Below are 19,919 nucleotides of genomic sequence, written 5' to 3' on the forward strand. Positions count from 1 at the left end.
GCAGGCCCGTCCGCGAAAACATCAAAAGGAAATTACATGGCCGCTGCAGTATTCCCCAAGGTTGGTCTCGAGGCGATGTTGACGCCCGAGAATTGCGTCCTTGTGCTTATCGACCATCAGGCGTTCCAGGTTGCGGGTGTTCGAAACATCGACCCGCAAATCATGATCAACAACACGGTTGCTCTCGCGAAGGCGGCCAAGGCCTTCAATGTGCCGACACTTCTGACAACGGTGATCAAGGATCGCGGTGGCGAGCTTCTCAAGGCGATCCAGGACGTGTTTCCCGATCAGGTGCCGATCGACCGGACCACTATCAACACCTGGGAGGACAAGGCCTGCGTCGACTGGGTGAAGAAGACCGGCCGGAAGAAAGTCGTCATCGCTGGCCTCTGGACCGAAATATGCCTCGCTTTCCCCGTCATCCAGGCGCTTGGCGAGGGCTGGGAAGTCTATTTTGTGACCGACGCTTCCGGCGGCGTCAGCACGGAAGCGCATGATCGTGGCGTTCAACGGATGATCCAGGCCGGCGGCGTGCCGCTGACCTGGATGGTGTTCGCATCGGAACTCCAGCGCGATTGGGCGCGGGAATCCACGGTTCCGGCGCTGGCGCAGGTCCTACTGGACCATGGTGGAGCGACCGGCACCAGTCTGGCGTGGGAGTGGCAACTTCTCGGCTCGCACGGCGGAGCCTGACGGCACGGCGAAGCCCGCTGCCAGGCTGCCGCGGGTTTCACCTTCCGGACCTCATGGTTACTGCCTGACGACCTCACTCCCGGCTTGTAGCGATCGGCGGGTTAAAAGTTCGGCTTTCGATCGCTCTTCAATTCCGCGTCGGGACATTGCCCGGTGAAGGTTCTCATGTCTGGAGACTGGCGATGACGACGATGCGCGCCGTTCGCTTTTCGGCCTTTGGTCCGCCCTCGGTCCTGGGCGTTCAGACCATCGCAAAGCCCGTCCCGCAAGCTGGCGAGGCGTTGGTGAAAGTGGCTGCTTCGGCGATCAATCCCAGCGACGTGAAATTTGTCTCCGGCGTGTTTAACCCAACGTTGCCGCGCACACCTGGTCGCGACTATGCCGGGACGGTCGTCGCAGCTTCGAGCCGTTGGGCGGGCAAGTCCGTATGGGGCAACGGCGCCGGATTCGGCATCATCCGCGACGGCTCCCACGCCCAGTTCGTTGCCATACCGGAAGGTTGGCTTTCGGAGATGCCGGCGAACCTGTCGATGGAGCAGGCCGCCGCCATCGGCGTCCCCTTTGTCACGGCGTGGTCCGCGCTCGTGGTGGCAGGCGATATCCGAGCCGGCGAAACGGTGCTCATCACCGGCGCGTCCGGCGCCGTCGGCCGCGCGGCGATCCAGATTGCGCACTGGAAGAAGGCTCGCGTGATCGGCGCCGACATCAACATGAGCCAGGATTCCGAAGCGGATATCTTCATCAACACGAAAACCAAGGACCTGCCCACCATGGTGGCGGCGCTGACCGAGAACAAAGGCGTGAATCTTGTACTGGACGCCGTCGGCGGGCCGGTCTTCGAGCCGGCGATGAAGTCGCTCGGTCTGGATGGCCGTCAGGTGGCGATCACAAGCGTCGGTTCGCGCCGCGTCGAATTCGATCTGATGGATTTCTATCATAATCGGCAACATTTGATCGGCGTTGATACCGCCAAGCTCACAGGCGTCGACATCGCGGCGATCCTGAACGCGCTTCGCCCGGGTTTCGAGAGCGGCGCGTTGCGACCGTCGCCGGTCAAGACCTGGCCGCTCGATGATGCCGTGAAGGCCTATGAGGCAGTCGCCGCCGGCGATGCCTCGGCAAAACATATCCTAAATCCGCAAAATGCTTAGCCGCCTCACTATTACAAGAAGGATCCGCTGATGTCCGACTCCGAAGCCAACAAAGCCATCGTGCATCGCTATTTCGAGATGTTCAATTCCGGCGACCTCCGTCAGCTCGCCGACATTGTGTCGGAGGACTATGGCGACAAGCTCGAAGGGCAGACCTCGGGAATTGAAGTCGTCCGGAGCTACCTCCAGGGGCTGAGGGCCAGCTTCCCGGACTTCACCTGGACCATTGAGCAGATCATCGCCGAAGGCGATCGGGTGGCGGTGATGAACCGCGTCAGCGGCACCCAGGTGCATGATTTCGGGGACATCAAGGCGACCGGAAACCGCGTCGATTTCGCCGCCTTTCAGTTCTACCGGATCGCCGATGGCAAACTCGCGGAGCACTGGGAAGTCGCTGACTTCGCCAAGTTCCAGGAACAGCTCACCGCCAAGCCTGCGGCGACCGCCTTCAAGTCCTTCCAGAACACCCTGAGGGACTGATCTCCAACGGCGCGCAGACGCATCGCATCGTTGAATCCCGGTTGTCGGCGGCGCTGATCTTTCGGCGCGAGCGGGGAAGGCGGCAGCGCTACTGCAGCGACTTGAGCAGATTGTCGATCGTGAACGGATTGGCCTTTGGCTTGGCCGGAGGATTGTCGTTGGCCTCGGGCAACGGCGCACGCTGGACTTTGGACGCCTGTTCCGCGGCCTTGCGCTCGGCTTCTTGCCTGGCCTTTTCCTGCGAGGCGATGCGCATCGCCTCTTCCGCCCTCTGGCGTTCCTGCTCGGCCTGCGCCTTGGCGGCCTCGTCCGCTGCCTGCTGTTCCGCGGCGGCCTTCGCTTCTGCGTCGGCCTTGGCCTTGGCGTCGGCATCAGCCTTGGCTTTCGCTTCAGCGTCGGCTTTCGCCTTCGCATCCGCTTCAGCCTGGGCCTGCGCGTCAGCCTCCGCTTTGGCCTTGGCATCCGCCTCGGCTTTCAGGCGGGCCGCTTCCTCCTGCTGGCGCAGTTCCTCGGCGGCCTTGTCGCGCGCGTCCTGCAGCGCCGCGTAGTAACGCACCTCGCGCCGCAGGCGCTGCTTCTCCAGCAGCGCCGCCTGCATCGCTTCGACGCGCTGCTGCTCCTTTTCCAGCGCGCGCTGGGTCAGGAACTGTGCCAGCGGCTCGCTGTCGAACTGCCGCGTCACGGCGCCGAATGGACCCTCGGCGGTAAAATTCATGACCGGTTCGGAGCCGACCAGCGCCTCGTCGCCGGGCCGATAGGTGATCGCGCCCTTGGCGGAAACCGTGCTGGCGTTGAAATCGGCGGTGATGTCGGCCGACAGGGTCGCCGCCGGATTCTCGAGACTGATCGGCGGCGCCCTCAGCGTGCCGCCGGCAACCGTGAAGGCGATGTCGGCGTCCTTGGCGGCAAAGCTGCCATCGGCGGCAATGTCAGGCGCAAAGGCGGCGGTCTTGGCCGCGTCGATATCGCGCCCGATCGCATCCGCCTTGGCAAGGAACGCGCTGAACGCATCGGGATTGATGCCGGCGACCTGTACCCCCCTCAGCGTCGCCGTGCCGGAACCCGACAGGGCAGCGACCATCGCATCCACCGACTTGCCGCTGGTCGACAGCGTCGTCGAGAAATCGCCATTGCCGCTGATGCCGGCGTCCGGCAACACGTTTGCCAGATCGGCGCCCGCCAGCTTCATCTGGCCGGTGAAAAGCCCGGTGCCGTCATTGTTCTTCAACTCGAACAGGCCGGTCAGCGCGCCGCCCAGGTATTTCGCCTTGAGGTCGGAGACACGGATGCCTTCCTTGTCGAGCTTGAGTGAAAAGGCGGCGCCATAGGCAGTGGCTAACGGGCCGGCTGCCAATGCCGCCGTCGTCAGGTCGAGGTCGGCGCTGAACGGCAGGCTGGATTTCTGGCTGAACGGCGCGGCCGGCCACGCGCCGCCCTTGTCGCTCGCGCTTTTGTCAGCCCCATTCTTATCGGTCCCACTCTTGTCGGCCCGATTCTTGTCGGCAAGGAAAGCGGAATCGCCAAACAGCGCCACCGCCAACGGATCGAGGTCGAGTTCATCGAGCACCAGCGCGCCGGCCAGATGCGGCGCGCCGTCCTTGACATCGACGTTGACGTCGCCGGAGACCGCTGCTTCGTTGATGGCACCATTGACATTGTCGAGCACCAACAGGCCGTTGCCATAATCGCCCTGCGCCGCAAGCGACGTCGACATGCCAGCCCCCATGCCCGGCAGACCGATGCCTGCGGTCATCAGCCAGGGTTCGATGTCGGCGGCATCAAGGCTGATCTTGCCCTTTGCGGTGGGCCCCTGCGGGGTCGCCGTGACAGTTCCTTCGAAGCCGGCCTTGAAGTCATTGCCGGCGAGGCTGAAACTCGTCGCCAGGCCGCCGCCAAACGTGCCCTTGGCCTGGATATCCGTGCTTGCCTCGCCCAACATGCCGAGCGGCAGCGCCGGCAGGCCGTAGAGCGCCAGCAGCGTTGTGGCATCGGGGTTTTTGGCGTTGAAAGTCAGCGTCACCGGCGCTTCGAGCAGTTTGTCCGGCGCCCCCTTCCCTGACAGCGAGGCGGAAAAAGCCGAACCACCGGCCTTGCCTTGCCCGCTTACCGCCAGCCCCGTTGTGCCGTCGCCATTGTCGGCGGCGCTCGCTACAAGGTCGACGCGGGCGTCCTGGAACAGATCCGGATAGGCAGCGGCGCGGCTCGCCAGCCCCTTCAGCACCGCATTGCCCGGATAATGCTGCGCTGCAACGTCGATCAGCGGCTTCAGGTCGACGGCGACAACCGAGGCATCGAGCTTGCCGGTCGGGCTTGCCGCAAAATCCTTGATCCGGCCGGTGGCGCTGATCGAAGCGCCGGCCAGCCCGCCAACCGAGAGCCGGTCGACTTCAAGCAACCCGTCGCGCAGCCTGAGCGCCGTGTCGACCGTGTCGGCGGTCAACCCGCCGGCGCTGACCGGCCCGGCCTTGATCTGAAAATCGAGATCGCGATCGGCAAAGCGGTTGGCGCCCTTGTCGCTGACGAAGATCGAGGCGAAGGCCGCCAGTCCATCGACATCGAGCTCACCGCCCTCGAGCCGCATCAGCACCGAAGGCCTGGCATCGTCGGGCTGGCTCGAATCGATGCGTCCGGAAAACTTCGCCTTGCCCAGGATCAGCTCGAGATCGCTGAAGGCCTGGCGCTTCTCCGAGAGATCGACCTTGGCCTTGAAGCCGGCGGCCGGCAGACGGCGGATCGCCTCGTCGACGTCCTTTGACAGCCAGGCGGCAAAGCCGGAAGGTTGGGCGACGGCCAGCAGGAGTGAACCAGTGAAGCCGAAATGGTCCTCGACGCTGAGCATGCCGTCGGCTTCCAGCGTGGTGCGGCCGGGCAAGGTCGCGGCAAGCGATTTGACCGACCAGCCGCCTTCGACGGGTTCGGCGGAAAGATGGACGTCACGCACGGTCGTGTCGCCGGCAACCACCGCGGGCAGCTTGACCTCAACGGTGCCGGGGATGGTCGGCTTCGGCAGTTCGAGCAGCGCCTGCTCCAGTCCGGCAATGCGCTGGTCCAGCGTCAGGCCGGCGCCGGCCTGGGCGCCCACCGCCTCGTCGAACTGCACCTGCGCGCCGTTGGCCTCGATGGCGAAGCTCGGCCTCTGGCCGAGATCGACCGAAGCCTTGCCGTCGGCGGTATAGGGATTGTCGAGCGGACCCGTTTCGAAACGAAATTCGTCGACACCGAGCTTCTGGTGATCGAGCGAGAATTTGCCGTTCAGCCGGAAGCCGGGATCTGGCTTGCCGGCGCTGACCTTCACCGTCTCGCCGTCGCTGCCGCGCAACTGGGCCGAATTCTTGTCGGCACCGGAAATCTTGAACTGGCCGGAATAGGCGGCGGCCCCATTGACGATGCCGGCATTGCCGTCGGTTTCGATCACCAGCGGATAGCTGTCGGGATCGGCCTTCAGCCGGATCCGCATCTGTCCGGAGGGTTCGGCCTTGCCGGTCGATGCCGCGATCGTGGTGCGCAGCCCATCCAGCCGCAACGTGCCATCCATGCGCCATGGACCGGCCAGCGACTTGGCCGAAATGGTGGTGTTGATCTCGGAAAAGATATGGCTGCGTCCGCCGGCGGCATGGCGCAGTTCGATCTGCCCCTCCGTCACTGTCAGCTTCTCGATCGAGATCTGGCCGGGATTGACCGGCGTGGACGGGCGCATCGCCCAGTCGACCGTGCCGTCATTGGCAATATCGATTGTCGCTTTCGGGTGCACCAGCCGCATGTCGAAGATCAGCACCTCGCCGCGCAGGAAAGGCGCCAGTTCCGCATCCATCGAAAACGTCTCGACGGTCATGGCTGGCTGACCATTCGGGCCGCCAGCGACCGCGACGTTGGAGAATGTCACCGAAGGGAACGGCAACAGTCTTGCCGTGGCGTCGCCCTGCACCGTCACCTTGCGGCCAAGGATGGCGCTCGCCTCGCGCTCGAACTCGGCGCGGTAGCCGGTCCAGTCGACAAAGTACGGCACCACCAGCGCCGCGCACAGCACCAGTACGAAAAGGCCACCGAAGATCACGAACAGGCGTGCGAGCATCAGTTCCAAACAGTTGATTGAAATTCTGCCGCACTCTACCCGCATCGGCGTGTCGATAAAGAGGCAATTCACCCAGTGTTGGGTCGCGTCGGACGATCTGAAAACAAATCGGGGACAAAGCAGGGATTTTTGGGCGTCTCCACCCCGCAGGGCAGCACGACATCGCGCGGGCGCGCCCGATGCCGCAGGCCTTGTCCAGAGCAAGCAGAGGCAAATCCCGCTACACGCTAACGTGGCGGGCCGACAGTCACAATTGAAAAGACCTTAGCGTGCGTCGCGCTTGGCCTGCGCTACCTTGCCCGCCTTGCGCTGGCGGCCAAGTTCCGCCGGCCGCACCAGCTCCGGCGCCCGCTCGTTGGCCACGGCCCGCATGCCCTTGTGAGCCGTCCGCGAATTGTGAGCGGGACCGTCCGCCGCCGCGCTTTGCTTCATGGCCAGCGCCTTGCGAGCATTCCCGACCAGCGAAAGGCGAGCTGCCAGTTGGCGCCGTCGTTCGGCCTCGCCATTCAGGCGCCGCATGGCCATCGCCAGCACCGCCAGCTTCACCTGCGAACCACCATCGGCCTTTGAGGCGGCCGCGCCTTTGGGCGCGCCCTTGCCACGTATTTCACGCCGGCGGCGGTGGGCTTCGGTCTGCGCCTTGTCGCGCCGCTCCCGCAAAAGCTTGACCAGGCCGGAAAGGTCGGCGTCGGAAAGATCCTGCACCGCCGGATGGTGCGATTTCTCCACCAGTTCCTTTTCATCGGCGCTCAGGGCGCGGGCTTCTTCCTTGCGTGAAATGGCCATGACAGTCCTCCTCAGCCGGCAGACCCGTCTTTCAGGGTTGCCACGGGAAGCCTCGACCCGAATGGCGGCGCGGTCAAGACGGGCAAATCGATCAATCGCGCCGCCGCCAAAATCTATCGAGAAAGCGAACCGACTTCGACATGAAGTGAGGCAGGATTCACAGCCGCCTCCATCAACACGGCGAGGACCGCCCCCTCATGAAGGCTGGTCGAGAAACTCGCGGCGACGAACTCAATCGTGGAATCGTGGAACGTCAGGATGAAATGCCGATAGCCTGAGAGCAGCTCCGGCGCATGAGACGAGTGACTCCGATTTGCCCTTTCAAGAGAGCCGATCCACGATGAATTTTCGACTTCGAATGCGGAATAGGGCTGCAAACCCAATCCATGCAAACGATGCCCACTGATCGTTTCGTCGTTCGACGGTCCAAATTGCAAAGCCAAATAGGGATCTGCCGCCAGTATAACGACGGTCTGGTTGCTGGTTGCAGCCGAAACCGATCGTGGGTTTGTGCCATCGAATGACGGGTCCGGGATGTTCGCCAGGTAGGCTATGAGCAGCCTGCCTTCATCCGCAAATATATGAGGCAGCGGCGCGCCGGCGCTCAACGGCGGCACCTTGATGGGCAGCAAAACCTCTGGTTTCGACATCTAATGATCTTGGCCCGGCAAGATCTTGCCCGGATTCATGATGTTTTGCGGATCGAGCGCCTGCTTGATCGTTCGCATGATGTCGACACCATGGCCGAGTTCGTGGCGCAGGAAGCCGATCTTGCCCTGGCCGACGCCGTGCTCGCCGGTGCAGGTTCCGTCCATGGCGATCGCCCGCATGTTGAGGCGCGCGACGAATTTCTCCGACAGCGCGATTTCCTTCGGGTCATTCACATCCATCAGCACCAAGACGTGAAAATTGCCGTCGCCGGCATGGCCGACGATCGGCGCGATCAATCCCATTTCGGCGATGTCGGCTTCTGTCTCGGTGACGCATTCGGCAAAGCGTGAGATCGGCACGCAGACATCGGTGGAAAGCCCCTTGGCGCCCGGGCGCAGCGTCAACGACGACCAGTAGGCGTCATGCCTGGCCTTCCACAGTTTGGAGCGTTCCTCGGCGACGCTGGTCCACAGGAACGGGCCGCCGCCATTCTCTTCGGCGATCATGCCGAAGGTTTCGGCCTGCTCGGAGACGCCGGCGTCGCTGCCATGGAACTCGACGAACAGGCACGGGCTCTCGGGATAGTCGAGCTTGGAATAATTCTTCATCGCCCGCATCTGCAGCGCGTTGACCAGTTCGATGCGCGCCACCGGGATGCCCATCTGGATGGTCGCGATGACCGCGTTGCAGGCCGCCTCGACGCTCGGAAACGGACAGACGCCGCCCGAGATCGCCTGCGGAATGCCTTGCAGCTTGAGCGTCAGCGAGGTGATGATGCCGAGCGTGCCTTCCGAACCGACCAGCAGCCGCGTCAGATCGTAGCCGGCCGAGCTCTTCTTCGCCCGCTTGCCGGTCGTCACCGTCTCGCCGTCTGCCATCACCGCCGTCAGCGACAGCACGTTTTCGCGCATCGTTCCGTAGCGCACCGCGTTGGTGCCGGAGGCCCGCGTCGCCGCCATGCCGCCCAGCGAGGCATTGGCGCCCGGATCGATCGGGAAGAACAGCCCGGTGTCGCGCAGATGCCGGTTCAGATCCTCACGCGTCACGCCAGGCTCGACCGTGCAGTCGAGGTCCTGCGGATTGACTGCAAGGATGCGGTTCATGCGTGACGTATCGACCGAAATGCCGCCACCGGGCGCGTTGGTATGGCCTTCCAGCGACGAGCCGACGCCGAAGGCGATCACCGGCACGCGGTGCGTGGCGCAAGCGCGCACGATCTCCTGCACCTCGGCCGTGGTCTCCGGGAAAGCGACGCCGTCCGGCGCCTGCGTCGGAATATAGGTGGTGGTGTGCGCATGCTGCGAGCGGATAGCCTGGCCGGTCTGGAAGCGCTCGCCCAGCCGCTGCTTGAGGATGCCAAGCACCGCCGCGATGCCTTCCTCGTTGCGTTCGACCGGATTGAGGTCGCTCAGAGCCATGAATTCCTCCGCTAATGGACCAGTGCCCACGCTTGTCATGCGATTATGGATGCGTAGTCTCACCAGCCACGCTGTGTCCAGCACCAGAACAAGGAAGTTTCGATGTCCATCCCCGCCCCCTTCGTCTCCAGGCCCATGGACATCGAGAAGGATTGGATCGACTACAACGGCCATCTCAACATGGCCTATTACAACGTCCTGTTCGACCGCTGTTCGGACGAGGCCTTCGAAGCGATGGGCATGGGGCTGGATTACGTGAAAGAGCGGCGGCTCACCATCTACACGGCCGAAGTCCATGTCTGCTACGTCCAGGAGCTGCATCTGGACCACAAGGTCAGGGTCTCCTTCCAACTCATCGACCATGACGAGAAGCGGCTCAGGGCCTACCAGGAAATCCGCCATGTCGACGGCTGGCTCGCCGCCACGTCCGAGACCCTGTCGCTGCATGTCGACATGGCGGGGCCGAAGGTGGCACCCTTCCCCGCCGATGTGCTGGCCAGGATCGAAGCCATGCGCGCCGCCCATTCGGCCCTGCCCATGCCCGAGCGCGCGGGCCGCTCGATCGGCATCAAGCGCAAGTAGGGCGAGGCCGGTATCCGTCCAGCTCCCGAACGGCGAGGCGACCGGATCTGACTTCAAAGCCACACCCGAAACTCAAAATCGCCGAACCTCTGATGTCCGCTGGCACCAGTGCTTGAAGCGGCTCTGGACCCGCGTTAACCTTACCGAGGTTTTAACGGGAACAAGCCAATTGAGACGTTGAACGACTCAGCGGAGCGGTCGAAAACGATCCGCATCGAGTTGCGATACGGGCGGCGGGGCAAAGCCGGTTCGAGGGACGTGCATGAAAACCGACATCAAGGTCGAGGTGGACAGGCTGGCCGCTGATCCGCGCATAACGGACTATGATTTCTGGCGTTCGCTCAAGAACGTCGACAACGAAATCTTCCACATCGCCAACAACAATGAGCCGATCCCGTTCGACATGATCCGCTGGCGCAGCATTTTAAAGCGCGCCCGCCTGAAGCGTGGCCACGCCTGACGCCGGCGAGCCGGCCCGAGGCTGATGCCGTTCGTCACAGCCGCCCGCGGAAACATCCGATAACCGTCGCGCCATTTCACGGCGATCGCCGGATCGCCGCCAGAGGCGAACGCGCGGGCACCGGCGACGACTGGATGATGGCCGTGTTCGTCATCGCATAGGGGATGATGCGATCGATCACCCGTTCGAGTTCGGCGACCGAGCCGACATGTGCCAGGGCGATGAAGCAGTCCTCCCCGGTCACCCGGTCGCATTGCGCGATTTCGGGCAACTCACGGATGATCTCGGCCACCACCGACAATTGTCCCGGCACTGGTCGGATGCGCAGCCACGCCGACAGCTTCAGCCCAAGGGCCGCGGGATTGATCCTCACCGAATAGCCTTCGATCACGCCGTTCTCCTGCAGCCGCTTGATGCGCTCGGCGACGCTGGGCGCCGACAGGCCGACCGAGCGCGCAAGCTCCGCCGTGCTGGCGCGTGCGTCCTTTTCCAAGAGGCGCAGGATCTTCATGTCGGCCGCATCAAGATCGATATGTTCAGTTCGAAGGCGCTTCATTGAAAGCTCCTTGTTTCCAGTGATGAAAATGGCCCGACAATCGACCATTCTCCATATAAACTGGAAAAGCTGCCTGCGATACTGATTTCGATGGACGATCAAACGCAAGCTTCAGCTGCCAGCCCTGCCCTCGGCCGCCACGCACCCGGCAGTCTGGCGGCAAAACTGCCGCCGCATGTCTGGTTCGGTGTCAGCGCCGTCTTCCACTATCTCGGGCCGGCCTTCGCCGTGCTGCTTTTCCCGCATGTCGGCGTGCTCGGCATGGCATGGCTGCGCATCGCCACCGCGGCGCTGATTTTTGCGCCGCTGACGCGCCCATGGCGGAGCTTCGCCCGCGCCGATCGCCCAACCCGCCTGCTGTTGCTGGCCTTCGGCACCTGCCTGGCGGTGATGAACTGTTCGTTCTACCTGGCGCTTGACCGCCTGCCGATCTCGCTGGTGGCGGCGATCGAATTCGTCGGCACCATCGGCGTGGCGCTGGTCGGCCTCAGAAGCACTCGCAACCTGGCCGCTCTGGCCGTGGCCGTCGGCGGCACCTTGCTGCTGATCGACGTGAAGTGGTCCAGCGATCCTGTCGGGCTGTTCTGGGCCTTCCTCAACGGCGCTCTCTTTGTCGGCTACATCGTTCTTGGCCACCGCGTCGCCCGCGCCGGTGCGGGCGACGGCATAGCGGGCCTCGGTGCCGCCATGGCGGTCGCCTTCGTCGTCGTGCTGCCGATCGGTTTCAGAGACGCACTGCCCGCCTTCTTCTCACCGCCGCTGCTCGTTGCAGCCATTGGTGTCGGCATCTGTTCTTCGGTCATTCCCTACATCTGCGACCAGCTTGCCATGTCACGGCTGCCGCGCTCGAGCTTTGCGCTGATGCTGTCGCTGCTGCCGGTCACGGCAACGCTGATCGGCGTCATCGTGCTGCGCCAGGTTCCCGGCCTCAGGGATTGCCTCGGCATCGCGCTGGTGGTGGCCGGCGTTGCCTTCCACAAGCCGGCTCCATCAGCCAGGTGACCCGGCCGGCCGCCTGACACTCGCGCTATGCCAGTTTCTGCTTGAGGAAAGCGACAGTCCTGCCCCAGGCGAGATCGGCCGCCTTTTTGTCGTAGCGGGCCGCCGACGTGTCATTGTTGAAGGCATGGTTGGCGCCTTCATAGACATAGACCGTGTACTCGACATGGGCGGCGTCGAGCTCTTTCTTGAAGGCATCGATGCCGGCATTGGTGCGCTCGTCGAGCCCGGCATAGTGCAGCAGCAACGCGGCCTTGATCTTCGAGACATCGGCGGCCTTTGGCTGCATGCCGTAATAGGCGACGCTGGCGGCGAGATCGGGCGCGTTGACGGCCAGCATGTTCGCGACACCGCCACCCCAGCAGAAGCCGATGACGCCAACCTTGCCATTGCCGTCCTTGTCGGCCTTGAGGAAGGCGACGGTCGCCACGCCGTCGGCCACGGTCTGCGCGGAGTCCAATTGGGTGAACATGTCACGCGCCTTGTCCTCGTCGGCGGGTGTGCCGCCGAGCGGCGACAGGAAATCCGGCGCAAGCGCCACGAACCCCTCCAACGCCACGCGCCGGGCGACGTCGCGTATATGCGCGTTGAGCCCCCTGTTTTCGTGGATGATGATGACGGTGCCGAGCTTGCCGGTCTGGTTTGCCGGTTTGACCAGATAGCCCTTCATTTCGCCGCCGTTGCCGGGATAGGTGATGTCCTCGCCTTTCACGCGGGGGTCGTCTTCGGCGACGATTGCCGCCTGGGCGGAATTGGCGGCCAGAAGCGGCGCGATCGCGGCCGCCGCCGCGCCAGATCCGGCAAGCCTCGTCAGTTGTTCCATGAAGCGCCGGCGATCGAGCGTCAGATGGGTATACTCGTCATAGGCGTCGATCATCGCCTGGGTAACGACGGGTTTTCCAGTGTTTGCAGATGTCGTCGTCATGGACGCACTCCTCGATCTCGATGCCTCGACTTCCTTGCGGTTGGCAAGATAGGGGCGAGCCTCGCATCGTCCAGTCACGGCTCGGTGACACTCCGGTTGCGCGGCTATGGGCGAGCGGCGGGATCATCACATTTTGGTCATCGGCGACAAATCTTGATGGCGCTGCCACAATAGTGGGGGAGACTGAGGAACCGGCCTCCCCATGGCGCGGCCACGGTCCTGAATGGTCCGATCTGAAAGGAACACGCCGATGACCATGAACTCGCCGATCCTGGCAACCGCCTTCATGGTTGCCGCAGCCGCCTTCCTGGCGATGCGCGCGAACGTTGTCGCCATGAGCTGGAAGTCCATGGTCAAGGTTCGCAGCCGCCAGCGCCATCCGGCAAACACGAAAACCCAAGGATGAGGTGAGATCATGAACGTCCAGGATATCGTCAACACCGTTTCCCAGAAGGCAGGCCTCGATCAGGCGACGACGGAGAAAGTCGTCGGAACCATCTTCTCGGTGCTGGAGCACGAGGCCGATGGCACCAGCGCCTCCTCGTTTTTCGCCAAGATCCCCGGCGCCGATGACCTTGCCCACCAATATGACGTCATGGCCGCCGCCCCTGCCGGCGGTGGCGGCTTCCTGTCCTCACTGCAGGGCGCGCTTGGCGGCGTTCTCGGCGAAAAGGCGGGCGCGCTGGTCAACGGCCTCGCCGCGCTCAAGGCCTCCGGCCTCGACATGGCGCAGATCCAGAAGGCCGGCGCCACGCTGGTCCAGCAGGCCGAAGCCGCCGCCGGTCCCGATTTGACCAACGAGGTGCTCGGCTCGGTCCCGAGCCTGAAGAGCCATCTGGGGCTTGGCTAAGGCGTTCCCCTCGGAAAGCTTTGCGCCGCCCCTCATCCGCCTGCCGGCACCTTCTCCCCGTATAGTGTGACGGGGAGAAGGTGCAATTTCAGCCCTGGCGCAGTCCCTGCACTACAATTCCGGCAGAACTTGACCGATCACTCGTCCGGTATCTGCCTTACTTCGGCAGCGCGTAAGCCATCACATAGTCCCCGGGCTTGGTGCCGACCGAGCCGTGGCCCCCGGCAACGATGACCACGAACTGGCGTCCGTCGGCCACCGTATAGGTCATCGGTGTCGATTGCCCGCCGGCCGGCAACCGGGCCCGCCAGAGCTGCTTGCCCGACGTCAGGTCGTAGGCGCGCAGATAGTCGTCGACCGCGGCACCCAGGAAGGCGACGCCACCAGCGGTGATCATCGGCCCGCCAATACCGGGCACGCCGACCCTCAAGGGCAGCGGCAGCGGCGTCATGTCGTAGACCGTGCCGTTGCGGTGCTTGTAGGCAACCGCGCCGGTCCTGAGATCGACGCCGGCGACATACCCCCATGGCGGCGCCTGGCAGGGAATGCCGAGCGGCGACAGGAACGGTCCCATGACCACCGCGTAGGGAGCGCCCTCATTGCGGTTCAGCCCCTGCTCGCTGCCCTTCGCGTCGCCCGGCGGCGGCACGTCGGCGCGGGGAATAAGTCTGGATGTGAATGCCAGGTAGGTCGGCATGCCGAATATCACCTGCCGCACCGGGTCCACGGCGACCCCGCCCCAGTTGAAGACACCGAAATTGCCGGGATAGATCAGCGATCCCTGCAGGGAGGGCGGCGTGTAGCGGCCTTCATAGCGCAATTTGTGGAAGGCAATCCGGCACGCCAGCTGATCGAACATGGTGATGCCCCACATGTCGGCATCGGTCAGCGGCGGCGGGTTGAAGGAGAGGCCCGATGCCGGCTGCGTCGGCGATGTGTGGTCGCCTTCGATGGCGCCACCGGGCGCCGGCATTTCCTTGACCGGTATCATCGGTTCGCCGGTGCGCCGGTCGAGCACATAGAGGTCGCCCTGCTTGGTCGGCCCGACCAGCGCCGGCACCACTGTCCCGTCGCCCTTGGTGATGTCGATCAGGCTCGGTTGCGCCGGCACGTCCATGTCCCAGAGGTCGTGGTGCACGGTCTGCCGCACCCATTTCAACTGCCCGGTGTTGAGGTCGAGCGCGGTGATAGAGGAGGAGAATTTCTCGACATTGGCGCTGCGCCCGGCGCCGAGCTGGTCGGGAGTCTGGTTGCCGAGCGGCACATAGAGCAGGCCGAGCTTCTCGTCGGCGCTCGGCGTCGACCACATGTTGGGCGAGTTGGCGGTGTAGGTCTGGCCGGCCGGCAGCGGCGTGATCTGATCCGGATTGCCGGAATCCCAGTTCCACAACAATTTGCCGGTGCTCGCATCATAGGCGCGGATAACGCCGGACGGTTCCTGCGTCGAATAATTGTCGTTGACCGCGCCGCCGACGATGATCTTGCCGCCCGCGATCAGCGGTGCCGAGGTCGAATAGTAGTAACCCGACTTCGGGTAAGGCATGCCGGTCAAAAGGTTGAGCGTGCCGCCCTCGGCGAAGGCCGGACAAACCTGCCCATTGGCGGCGTCGAGCGCGATCAGCCGCGCATCCGACGTCGGCAGGTAGACACGGCTTGCGCAAGGCTGGCCGACGGCCCCGGCGGCATCGGCATAGTAGGACACGCCGCGGCATGTCTGGTGCTGGCGGTCCTTGTCGAGCTTGATCTTGGGATCGTAGCGCCATTTCTCCTTGCCGGTCGCCGCATCGATGGCGATTGCGAAATTGTGCGGCGTGCAGATGTAGAGCGTGTCGCCGATCTTAAGCGGCGTCACCTGATAGGTGGTCTCGCCGATATCGTCCGGTCCCTTCACATCGCCGGTGCGGTAGGTCCAGGCCGGCTGCAGATTGGCGACATTGTCCGGCGTGATCTGGTCGAGCGGCGAGTAACGCTGGCCGAACTGCGTGCGGCCATAGAAGTGCCACTCGCCAGCCGGCACGTCGCCGCCAAGATTGGCATTGGGGATCACCTTGTCGGTGTCGAGCGCGCCGCCGATGTCCTTCGGGTCCGCGGTCATCGAATAGCCGGCCACCGCCAGCGATGCCAGCACGGCCAGGATCAGCGGCGCGCGCCCGTCAGGCCCGGCAAGGCCGCGCCTCGCCCAGGGCGTCAAAAGCCACAGCGCCACCAGCACGATGATGCCGCCGCGCGGGCCGAGTTCCCACCAGTCGAAGCCGGTTTCCCAGACCGCCCAGGCCAAAGTGCAGAGCACGATCGCGGCGTAAAGCCACAGGGAGGTGGTCCGGCGTCGGTAGAGCAGCCAGGCGGTGATCAGGAAGGCGAGGCCGGCAACGATGTAATACCAACTGCCGCCCAGCGAAGCCAACCAGATGCCGCCCGCGCCGAGCGCCAGGCCGATGAGAAACAGGATGAGGGAGGTGATGGTGACAGCCAAGATGATACTCCTTCGACTGTTGCTCGCCAGTGAGGCGGCCATGGGCAACGTCCCTGCCCTTTGTTCAGCTTTCCCTCACCCGCTCCGCCTGTCAAGCTGGCCCACACGCCAAGGTGGCAATCCATCTTGCCCGCGTTCGGGTTTTCCAGCAGTCTCCATGGGTCATCTTTCCCCTGGAGCAAGCAGAATGTCGTCATTCGTTTCGCATTCGACGCGCATGGCGTTTGCGCTCTACTGCCTCGTCCTGCTCATTGCTGGCACTGTGGCCGCGCCGGCGCAGACAATCAGCGACATCAACAAGGCGAACGGCTTTCACGAGATGCTGGCCGGGATAGGCCCAAGCGTAGTCACCGGCATAAAATCCGTGCCGGGGCCGCAAAAGGTCAAGGAGGCCTTGTCCGCCGCTGCCGAAGGGGCTTTTGACGCCGACAAGATGGAGAAAGCCATCGAAGCCCGAATCTCGGGCCAACTGCAGCCTGCCGAGCTCACCGATCTGGCGGCTTTCTTCGCTTCGCCGTTGGGTAAGCGGGTCACAGGCCTGGAGATTCAGGCCTCCGATCCGCAAGCCTTGGAGCGCAGAAAGATCGAGGGTCCGAAAATCCTTGCAGAACTTCAGGCTGGAGATCCGACGCGGCTCGCGCTCTACCGGAAAATCATCGAGGATATCAGCGCCGTGGACATGACTGAAGCAATGACACTGAACGCGAGCTATGCGGTGGTTTCGGGAATGCTCGCGGCAGCCGGACAGCCTTTATCGGATCAGCAGATAATGGCACTGGTGCATAAGCAGGCCGGTAACGTTCGCGAGAAAGCCGAAAAGCGGATCATGGAAAATACTGCTTTCGCGTATCGCGACTTGTCGCTTGATGATCTCGGACTTTACGAAGCTTTCCTGGCCTCACCTGCCGGTAGCCACTATTACGACCAGATGCAGGTCGCTCTGGGCGCGGCGATAACCGACGAGGCGCGTTCGCTAGGGCAGCGATTGTTCGTCGCTCTCGGCTACCGCAAGGCCTGAGCGGCCTTCTCGGCACTTTACCGGGAACAAAACGTAGACAGTTCTGGTCTTTCGCCACCGAATCACTACATTCGGGGGAGATGTCCGGCTTTTCCGAAGACATGCCCTTTTTCGACGAACCCAATGCGCGGCCCTCGGCCCCGTCGGGCATTGCCGCGCGTGCCATGGCCGCCCGCAGCGGCCATAACAACGCGCCCGACTATCTCAGGGGGTTGAACCCCGAGCAGCGGCTGGCGGTGGAAACCACCGAGGGCCCGGTTCTGGTGCTGGCCGGCGCCGGTACCGGCAAGACGCGCGTCCTGACCACCCGCATCGCCCACATCCTCGCCACCGGCAAGGCCTTCCCGTCGCAGATCCTGGCCGTGACCTTCACCAACAAGGCCGCGCGCGAGATGAAGCAGCGCATCGGCATCCTGATCGGCGAAGGCAATGTCGAGGGCATGCCCTGGCTCGGCACCTTCCACTCGATCGGCGTGAAGCTGCTGCGCCGTCACGCCGAACTCGCGGGGTTGCGTTCCGATTTTACCATCCTCGACACGGACGACGTCGTGCGGCTGATCAAGCAGTTGATCCAGGCCGAAGGGCTGGACGACAAGCGCTGGCCGGCCAAGCAGTTCGCCCAGATGATCGACGGCTGGAAGAACAAAGGGCAAGGTCCGGCCGATATCGCCGAGGGCGACGCGCGCAGCTTCGCAAACGGCAAGGGCCGCGAACTCTACAAGGCCTATCAGGAGCGGCTGCGGACGCTGAATGCCTGCGATTTCGGCGACCTGCTCTGCCACCCGATACGCATCTTCCGCGCCAATCCGGACGTGCTGAAGGAATACCACAAGCGCTTCAAATACATCCTCGTAGACGAATACCAGGACACCAACACAGCCCAGTACATGTGGCTGCGCCTGTTGGCGCAAAGGCCGCAATCCTCCCCCCTCGAGGGGGAGGTGCCCGCGAAGCGGGCGGAGGGGGTCGCTGCAGAAGGCACCGCCAGGGCGTCGAGCACTGCCGCGCGGACCCCACCCGACCGGGCTTCGCCCGGCCACCCTCCCCTCAAGGGGGAGGGAAACTCGCGCCCGGCCACCGTCAACATCTGCTGCGTCGGCGACGACGACCAATCCATCTACGGCTGGCGCGGCGCCGAGGTCGACAACATCCTGCGCTTCGACAAGGATTTTCCCGGCGCCACCATCATCCGGCTGGAGCGCAACTACCGCTCGACCGCGCATATCCTCGGCGCCGCCTCCCACCTCATCGCCCACAATGAGGGCCGCTTCGGCAAGACGCTGTTCACCGACCGCAACGATCCCGAGGACGGCAAGGTCAACGTTCACGCGGCCTGGGATTCCGAGGAGGAAGCCCGCGCCATCGGCGAGACCATCGAGGCCTACCAGCGCCAGAAGCACAATCTCAACGACATGGCGATCTTGGTGCGCGCCTCCTTCCAGATGCGCGCCTTCGAAGACCGCTTCATCACGCTCGGCCTCAATTACCGCGTCATCGGCGGTCCACGCTTCTACGAGCGCATGGAAATCCGCGACGCGCTGGCCTTCTTCCGTGTCGTTGCCAACGGCACCGACGACCTTGCCTTCGAGCGTATCGTCAACGTGCCCAAGCGGGGACTCGGCGAGGCCACCATCCGCCAGATCCATGACACGGCGCGCGCGCTGCGCATCCCGATGCTGGAGGCTGCGGCGACGCTCGCCGAAAGCGACGAGCTGAAGCCGAAGCCCCGCGCCGCTTTGCGCGAAGTGGCCGCCAATTTCGAACGCTGGCAGAAGGCACTGGAAAACAAGCCGCACACCGAGCTTGCCGAGACCATTCTCGAAGAGAGCGGCTACACCGACATGTGGAAGAACGACCGTTCGGTCGAGGCGCCCGGCCGGTTGGAGAACCTCAAGGAACTGATCCGCTCGATGGAGGAGTACGAGTCGCTGCGCTCCTTCCTCGAACATGTCGCCCTGGTCATGGATGCCGAGCAGAACGCCGACCAGGACGCAGTCAGCATCATGACGCTGCATTCGGCCAAGGGCCTCGAATTCGAGACCGTGTTCCTGCCCGGCTGGGAGGAAGGCCTCTTTCCTCATCAACGCGCGCTCGACGAGGGCGGCCGCTCCGGGCTGGAGGAAGAGCGGCGACTGGCCTATGTCGGCCTGACGCGGGCCAAAAAGAACCTGCATCTCTGGTTCGTCTCCAACCGCCTCATCCACGGCCTGTGGCAATCGACCATTCCGTCTCGCTTCCTGGAGGAATTGCCCGAGGCCCATGTCGAGATCGCCGAAACCGGCAACTCCTATGGCGGCTACGGCAATCCCTATGGCGGCGGCTCCTTCGCGTCGGGCCGTGGCGGCAAAGGGGCGGGAAGGCAGAATCCCTACGGTGCCTCGCGCTTCGACAATATCGGCGGCAATGCCGGCGGCACGGAAAAATCCGGCGCCTTCTCCAACACCTACTCGACGCCGGGCTGGCAGCGCGCGCAGGCCAACCGCACCGAGGCGACCGACCGCAATTGGGGCACGCGCTCCGGCCATCAGGTCGAGCGCATCGGCTATGGCGAGACCGATTCCGGCTACGGCGCCGGCCGCACGAGCGTGAAAGGCCGCACCATCGACGGCGAACTGGTCGCCAAATCCGTCGCCGACAAGCCGTCACCCTTCAGCGTCGGCGACCGCGTCTTCCACCAGAAATTCGGCAACGGCAACATTTCGGCCATCGAAGGCAACAAGCTGACAATCGACTTCGACAAGGCCGGCCAGAAACGCGTGCTGGACGGGTTCGTGCTGCCGGTGTGAGCCGGATTCTGCAAGCCTC

Annotated in this window: 17 protein-coding genes; 9 read left to right on the forward strand and 8 right to left on the reverse strand. The window is 63.9% G+C overall.

The window, feature by feature from the left end; translation table 11 throughout:
• Positions 1-36: 36 nt before the first annotated feature.
• The 3 genes from FJ930_RS16930 (at position 37) to FJ930_RS16940 (ending at position 2,324) form a co-directional block, all read left to right on the forward strand.
• Positions 37-693, forward strand: coding sequence for a hydrolase (locus FJ930_RS16930; protein WP_141839241.1), 657 nt, complete (start codon positions 37-39; stop codon positions 691-693).
• Between the two features lie 182 nt (positions 694-875).
• On the forward strand, positions 876-1,844 hold the full coding sequence (locus tag FJ930_RS16935; protein ID WP_141839243.1) for a zinc-binding alcohol dehydrogenase family protein: 969 nt from the start codon (positions 876-878) through the stop codon (positions 1,842-1,844).
• A 30-nt stretch (positions 1,845-1,874) separates the two neighbouring features.
• Positions 1,875-2,324, forward strand: coding sequence for an ester cyclase (locus tag FJ930_RS16940; RefSeq protein WP_141839245.1), 450 nt, complete (start codon positions 1,875-1,877; stop codon positions 2,322-2,324).
• Positions 2,325-2,412: 88 nt separating this feature from the next.
• On the opposite strand, the gene FJ930_RS16945 is transcribed toward FJ930_RS16940, so the two are convergent.
• From FJ930_RS16945 to FJ930_RS16960, 4 genes are all read right to left on the reverse strand, one after another.
• Entirely contained in the window at positions 2,413-6,396 is a 3,984-nt protein-coding gene (locus FJ930_RS16945) for an AsmA family protein (RefSeq protein WP_141839247.1), read from the reverse strand.
• A gap of 264 nt (positions 6,397-6,660) precedes the next feature.
• A complete protein-coding gene (locus FJ930_RS16950; protein ID WP_141839249.1) occupies positions 6,661-7,182 on the reverse strand; it encodes a hypothetical protein in 522 nt (173 codons plus the stop codon).
• A gap of 113 nt (positions 7,183-7,295) precedes the next feature.
• Positions 7,296-7,832 (reverse strand): hypothetical protein, encoded by a 537-nt coding sequence (locus FJ930_RS16955; RefSeq protein ID WP_141839251.1) that lies wholly within the window; start codon positions 7,830-7,832, stop codon positions 7,296-7,298.
• Positions 7,833-9,251 carry an FAD-linked oxidase C-terminal domain-containing protein gene (locus tag FJ930_RS16960; protein ID WP_141839253.1) on the reverse strand — a complete coding sequence of 473 codons (1,419 nt, stop codon included), beginning with the start codon at positions 9,249-9,251 and terminating at the stop codon, positions 7,833-7,835. It abuts the gene before it with no gap.
• 102 nt (positions 9,252-9,353) lie between these two features.
• Here FJ930_RS16960 and FJ930_RS16965 point away from each other — a divergent pair, with 102 nt between their 5' ends.
• Together FJ930_RS16965 and FJ930_RS16970 are read left to right on the forward strand one after the other, a co-directional pair.
• Positions 9,354-9,833 (forward strand): thioesterase family protein, encoded by a 480-nt coding sequence (locus FJ930_RS16965; protein ID WP_140743259.1) that lies wholly within the window; start codon positions 9,354-9,356, stop codon positions 9,831-9,833.
• A gap of 262 nt (positions 9,834-10,095) precedes the next feature.
• Positions 10,096-10,293, forward strand: coding sequence for a hypothetical protein (locus tag FJ930_RS16970; protein ID WP_013894716.1), 198 nt, complete (start codon positions 10,096-10,098; stop codon positions 10,291-10,293).
• 76 nt (positions 10,294-10,369) lie between these two features.
• Here FJ930_RS16970 and FJ930_RS16975 read toward each other — a convergent pair whose 3' ends face one another.
• A complete protein-coding gene (locus FJ930_RS16975) occupies positions 10,370-10,849 on the reverse strand; it encodes an Lrp/AsnC family transcriptional regulator (RefSeq protein ID WP_141839255.1) in 480 nt (159 codons plus the stop codon).
• A 90-nt stretch (positions 10,850-10,939) separates the two neighbouring features.
• On the opposite strand from FJ930_RS16975, the gene FJ930_RS16980 reads away from it, so the two are divergent.
• Entirely contained in the window at positions 10,940-11,851 is a 912-nt protein-coding gene (locus tag FJ930_RS16980) for a DMT family transporter (RefSeq protein WP_141839257.1), read from the forward strand.
• Positions 11,852-11,876: 25 nt separating this feature from the next.
• Here FJ930_RS16980 and FJ930_RS16985 read toward each other — a convergent pair whose 3' ends face one another.
• Positions 11,877-12,773: a dienelactone hydrolase family protein gene (locus FJ930_RS16985; RefSeq protein ID WP_141839259.1), complete on the reverse strand. Its 897-nt coding sequence runs from the start codon at positions 12,771-12,773 to the stop codon at positions 11,877-11,879.
• A 126-nt stretch (positions 12,774-12,899) separates the two neighbouring features.
• On the reverse strand, positions 12,900-13,124 hold the full coding sequence (locus FJ930_RS30120; RefSeq protein ID WP_181763402.1) for a hypothetical protein: 225 nt from the start codon (positions 13,122-13,124) through the stop codon (positions 12,900-12,902).
• Between the two features lie 64 nt (positions 13,125-13,188).
• On the opposite strand from FJ930_RS30120, the gene FJ930_RS16990 reads away from it, so the two are divergent.
• Positions 13,189-13,623 carry a hypothetical protein gene (locus tag FJ930_RS16990; protein ID WP_141839261.1) on the forward strand — a complete coding sequence of 145 codons (435 nt, stop codon included), beginning with the start codon at positions 13,189-13,191 and terminating at the stop codon, positions 13,621-13,623.
• 157 nt (positions 13,624-13,780) lie between these two features.
• On the opposite strand, the gene FJ930_RS16995 is transcribed toward FJ930_RS16990, so the two are convergent.
• On the reverse strand, positions 13,781-16,096 hold the full coding sequence (locus FJ930_RS16995; RefSeq protein ID WP_141839263.1) for a glucose/quinate/shikimate family membrane-bound PQQ-dependent dehydrogenase: 2,316 nt from the start codon (positions 16,094-16,096) through the stop codon (positions 13,781-13,783).
• Between the two features lie 187 nt (positions 16,097-16,283).
• Here FJ930_RS16995 and FJ930_RS17000 point away from each other — a divergent pair, with 187 nt between their 5' ends.
• Both FJ930_RS17000 and FJ930_RS17005 read left to right on the forward strand, forming a co-directional pair.
• A complete protein-coding gene (locus FJ930_RS17000) occupies positions 16,284-17,114 on the forward strand; it encodes a DUF2059 domain-containing protein (protein WP_141839265.1) in 831 nt (276 codons plus the stop codon).
• Between the two features lie 80 nt (positions 17,115-17,194).
• Positions 17,195-19,900 (forward strand): UvrD-helicase domain-containing protein, encoded by a 2,706-nt coding sequence (locus FJ930_RS17005; protein WP_141839267.1) that lies wholly within the window; start codon positions 17,195-17,197, stop codon positions 19,898-19,900.
• The last annotated feature ends 19 nt before the right edge of the window (positions 19,901-19,919 follow it).

Source organism: Mesorhizobium sp. B2-4-15 (assembly GCF_006658505.1).
Taxonomy (GTDB): domain Bacteria; phylum Pseudomonadota; class Alphaproteobacteria; order Rhizobiales; family Rhizobiaceae; genus Mesorhizobium.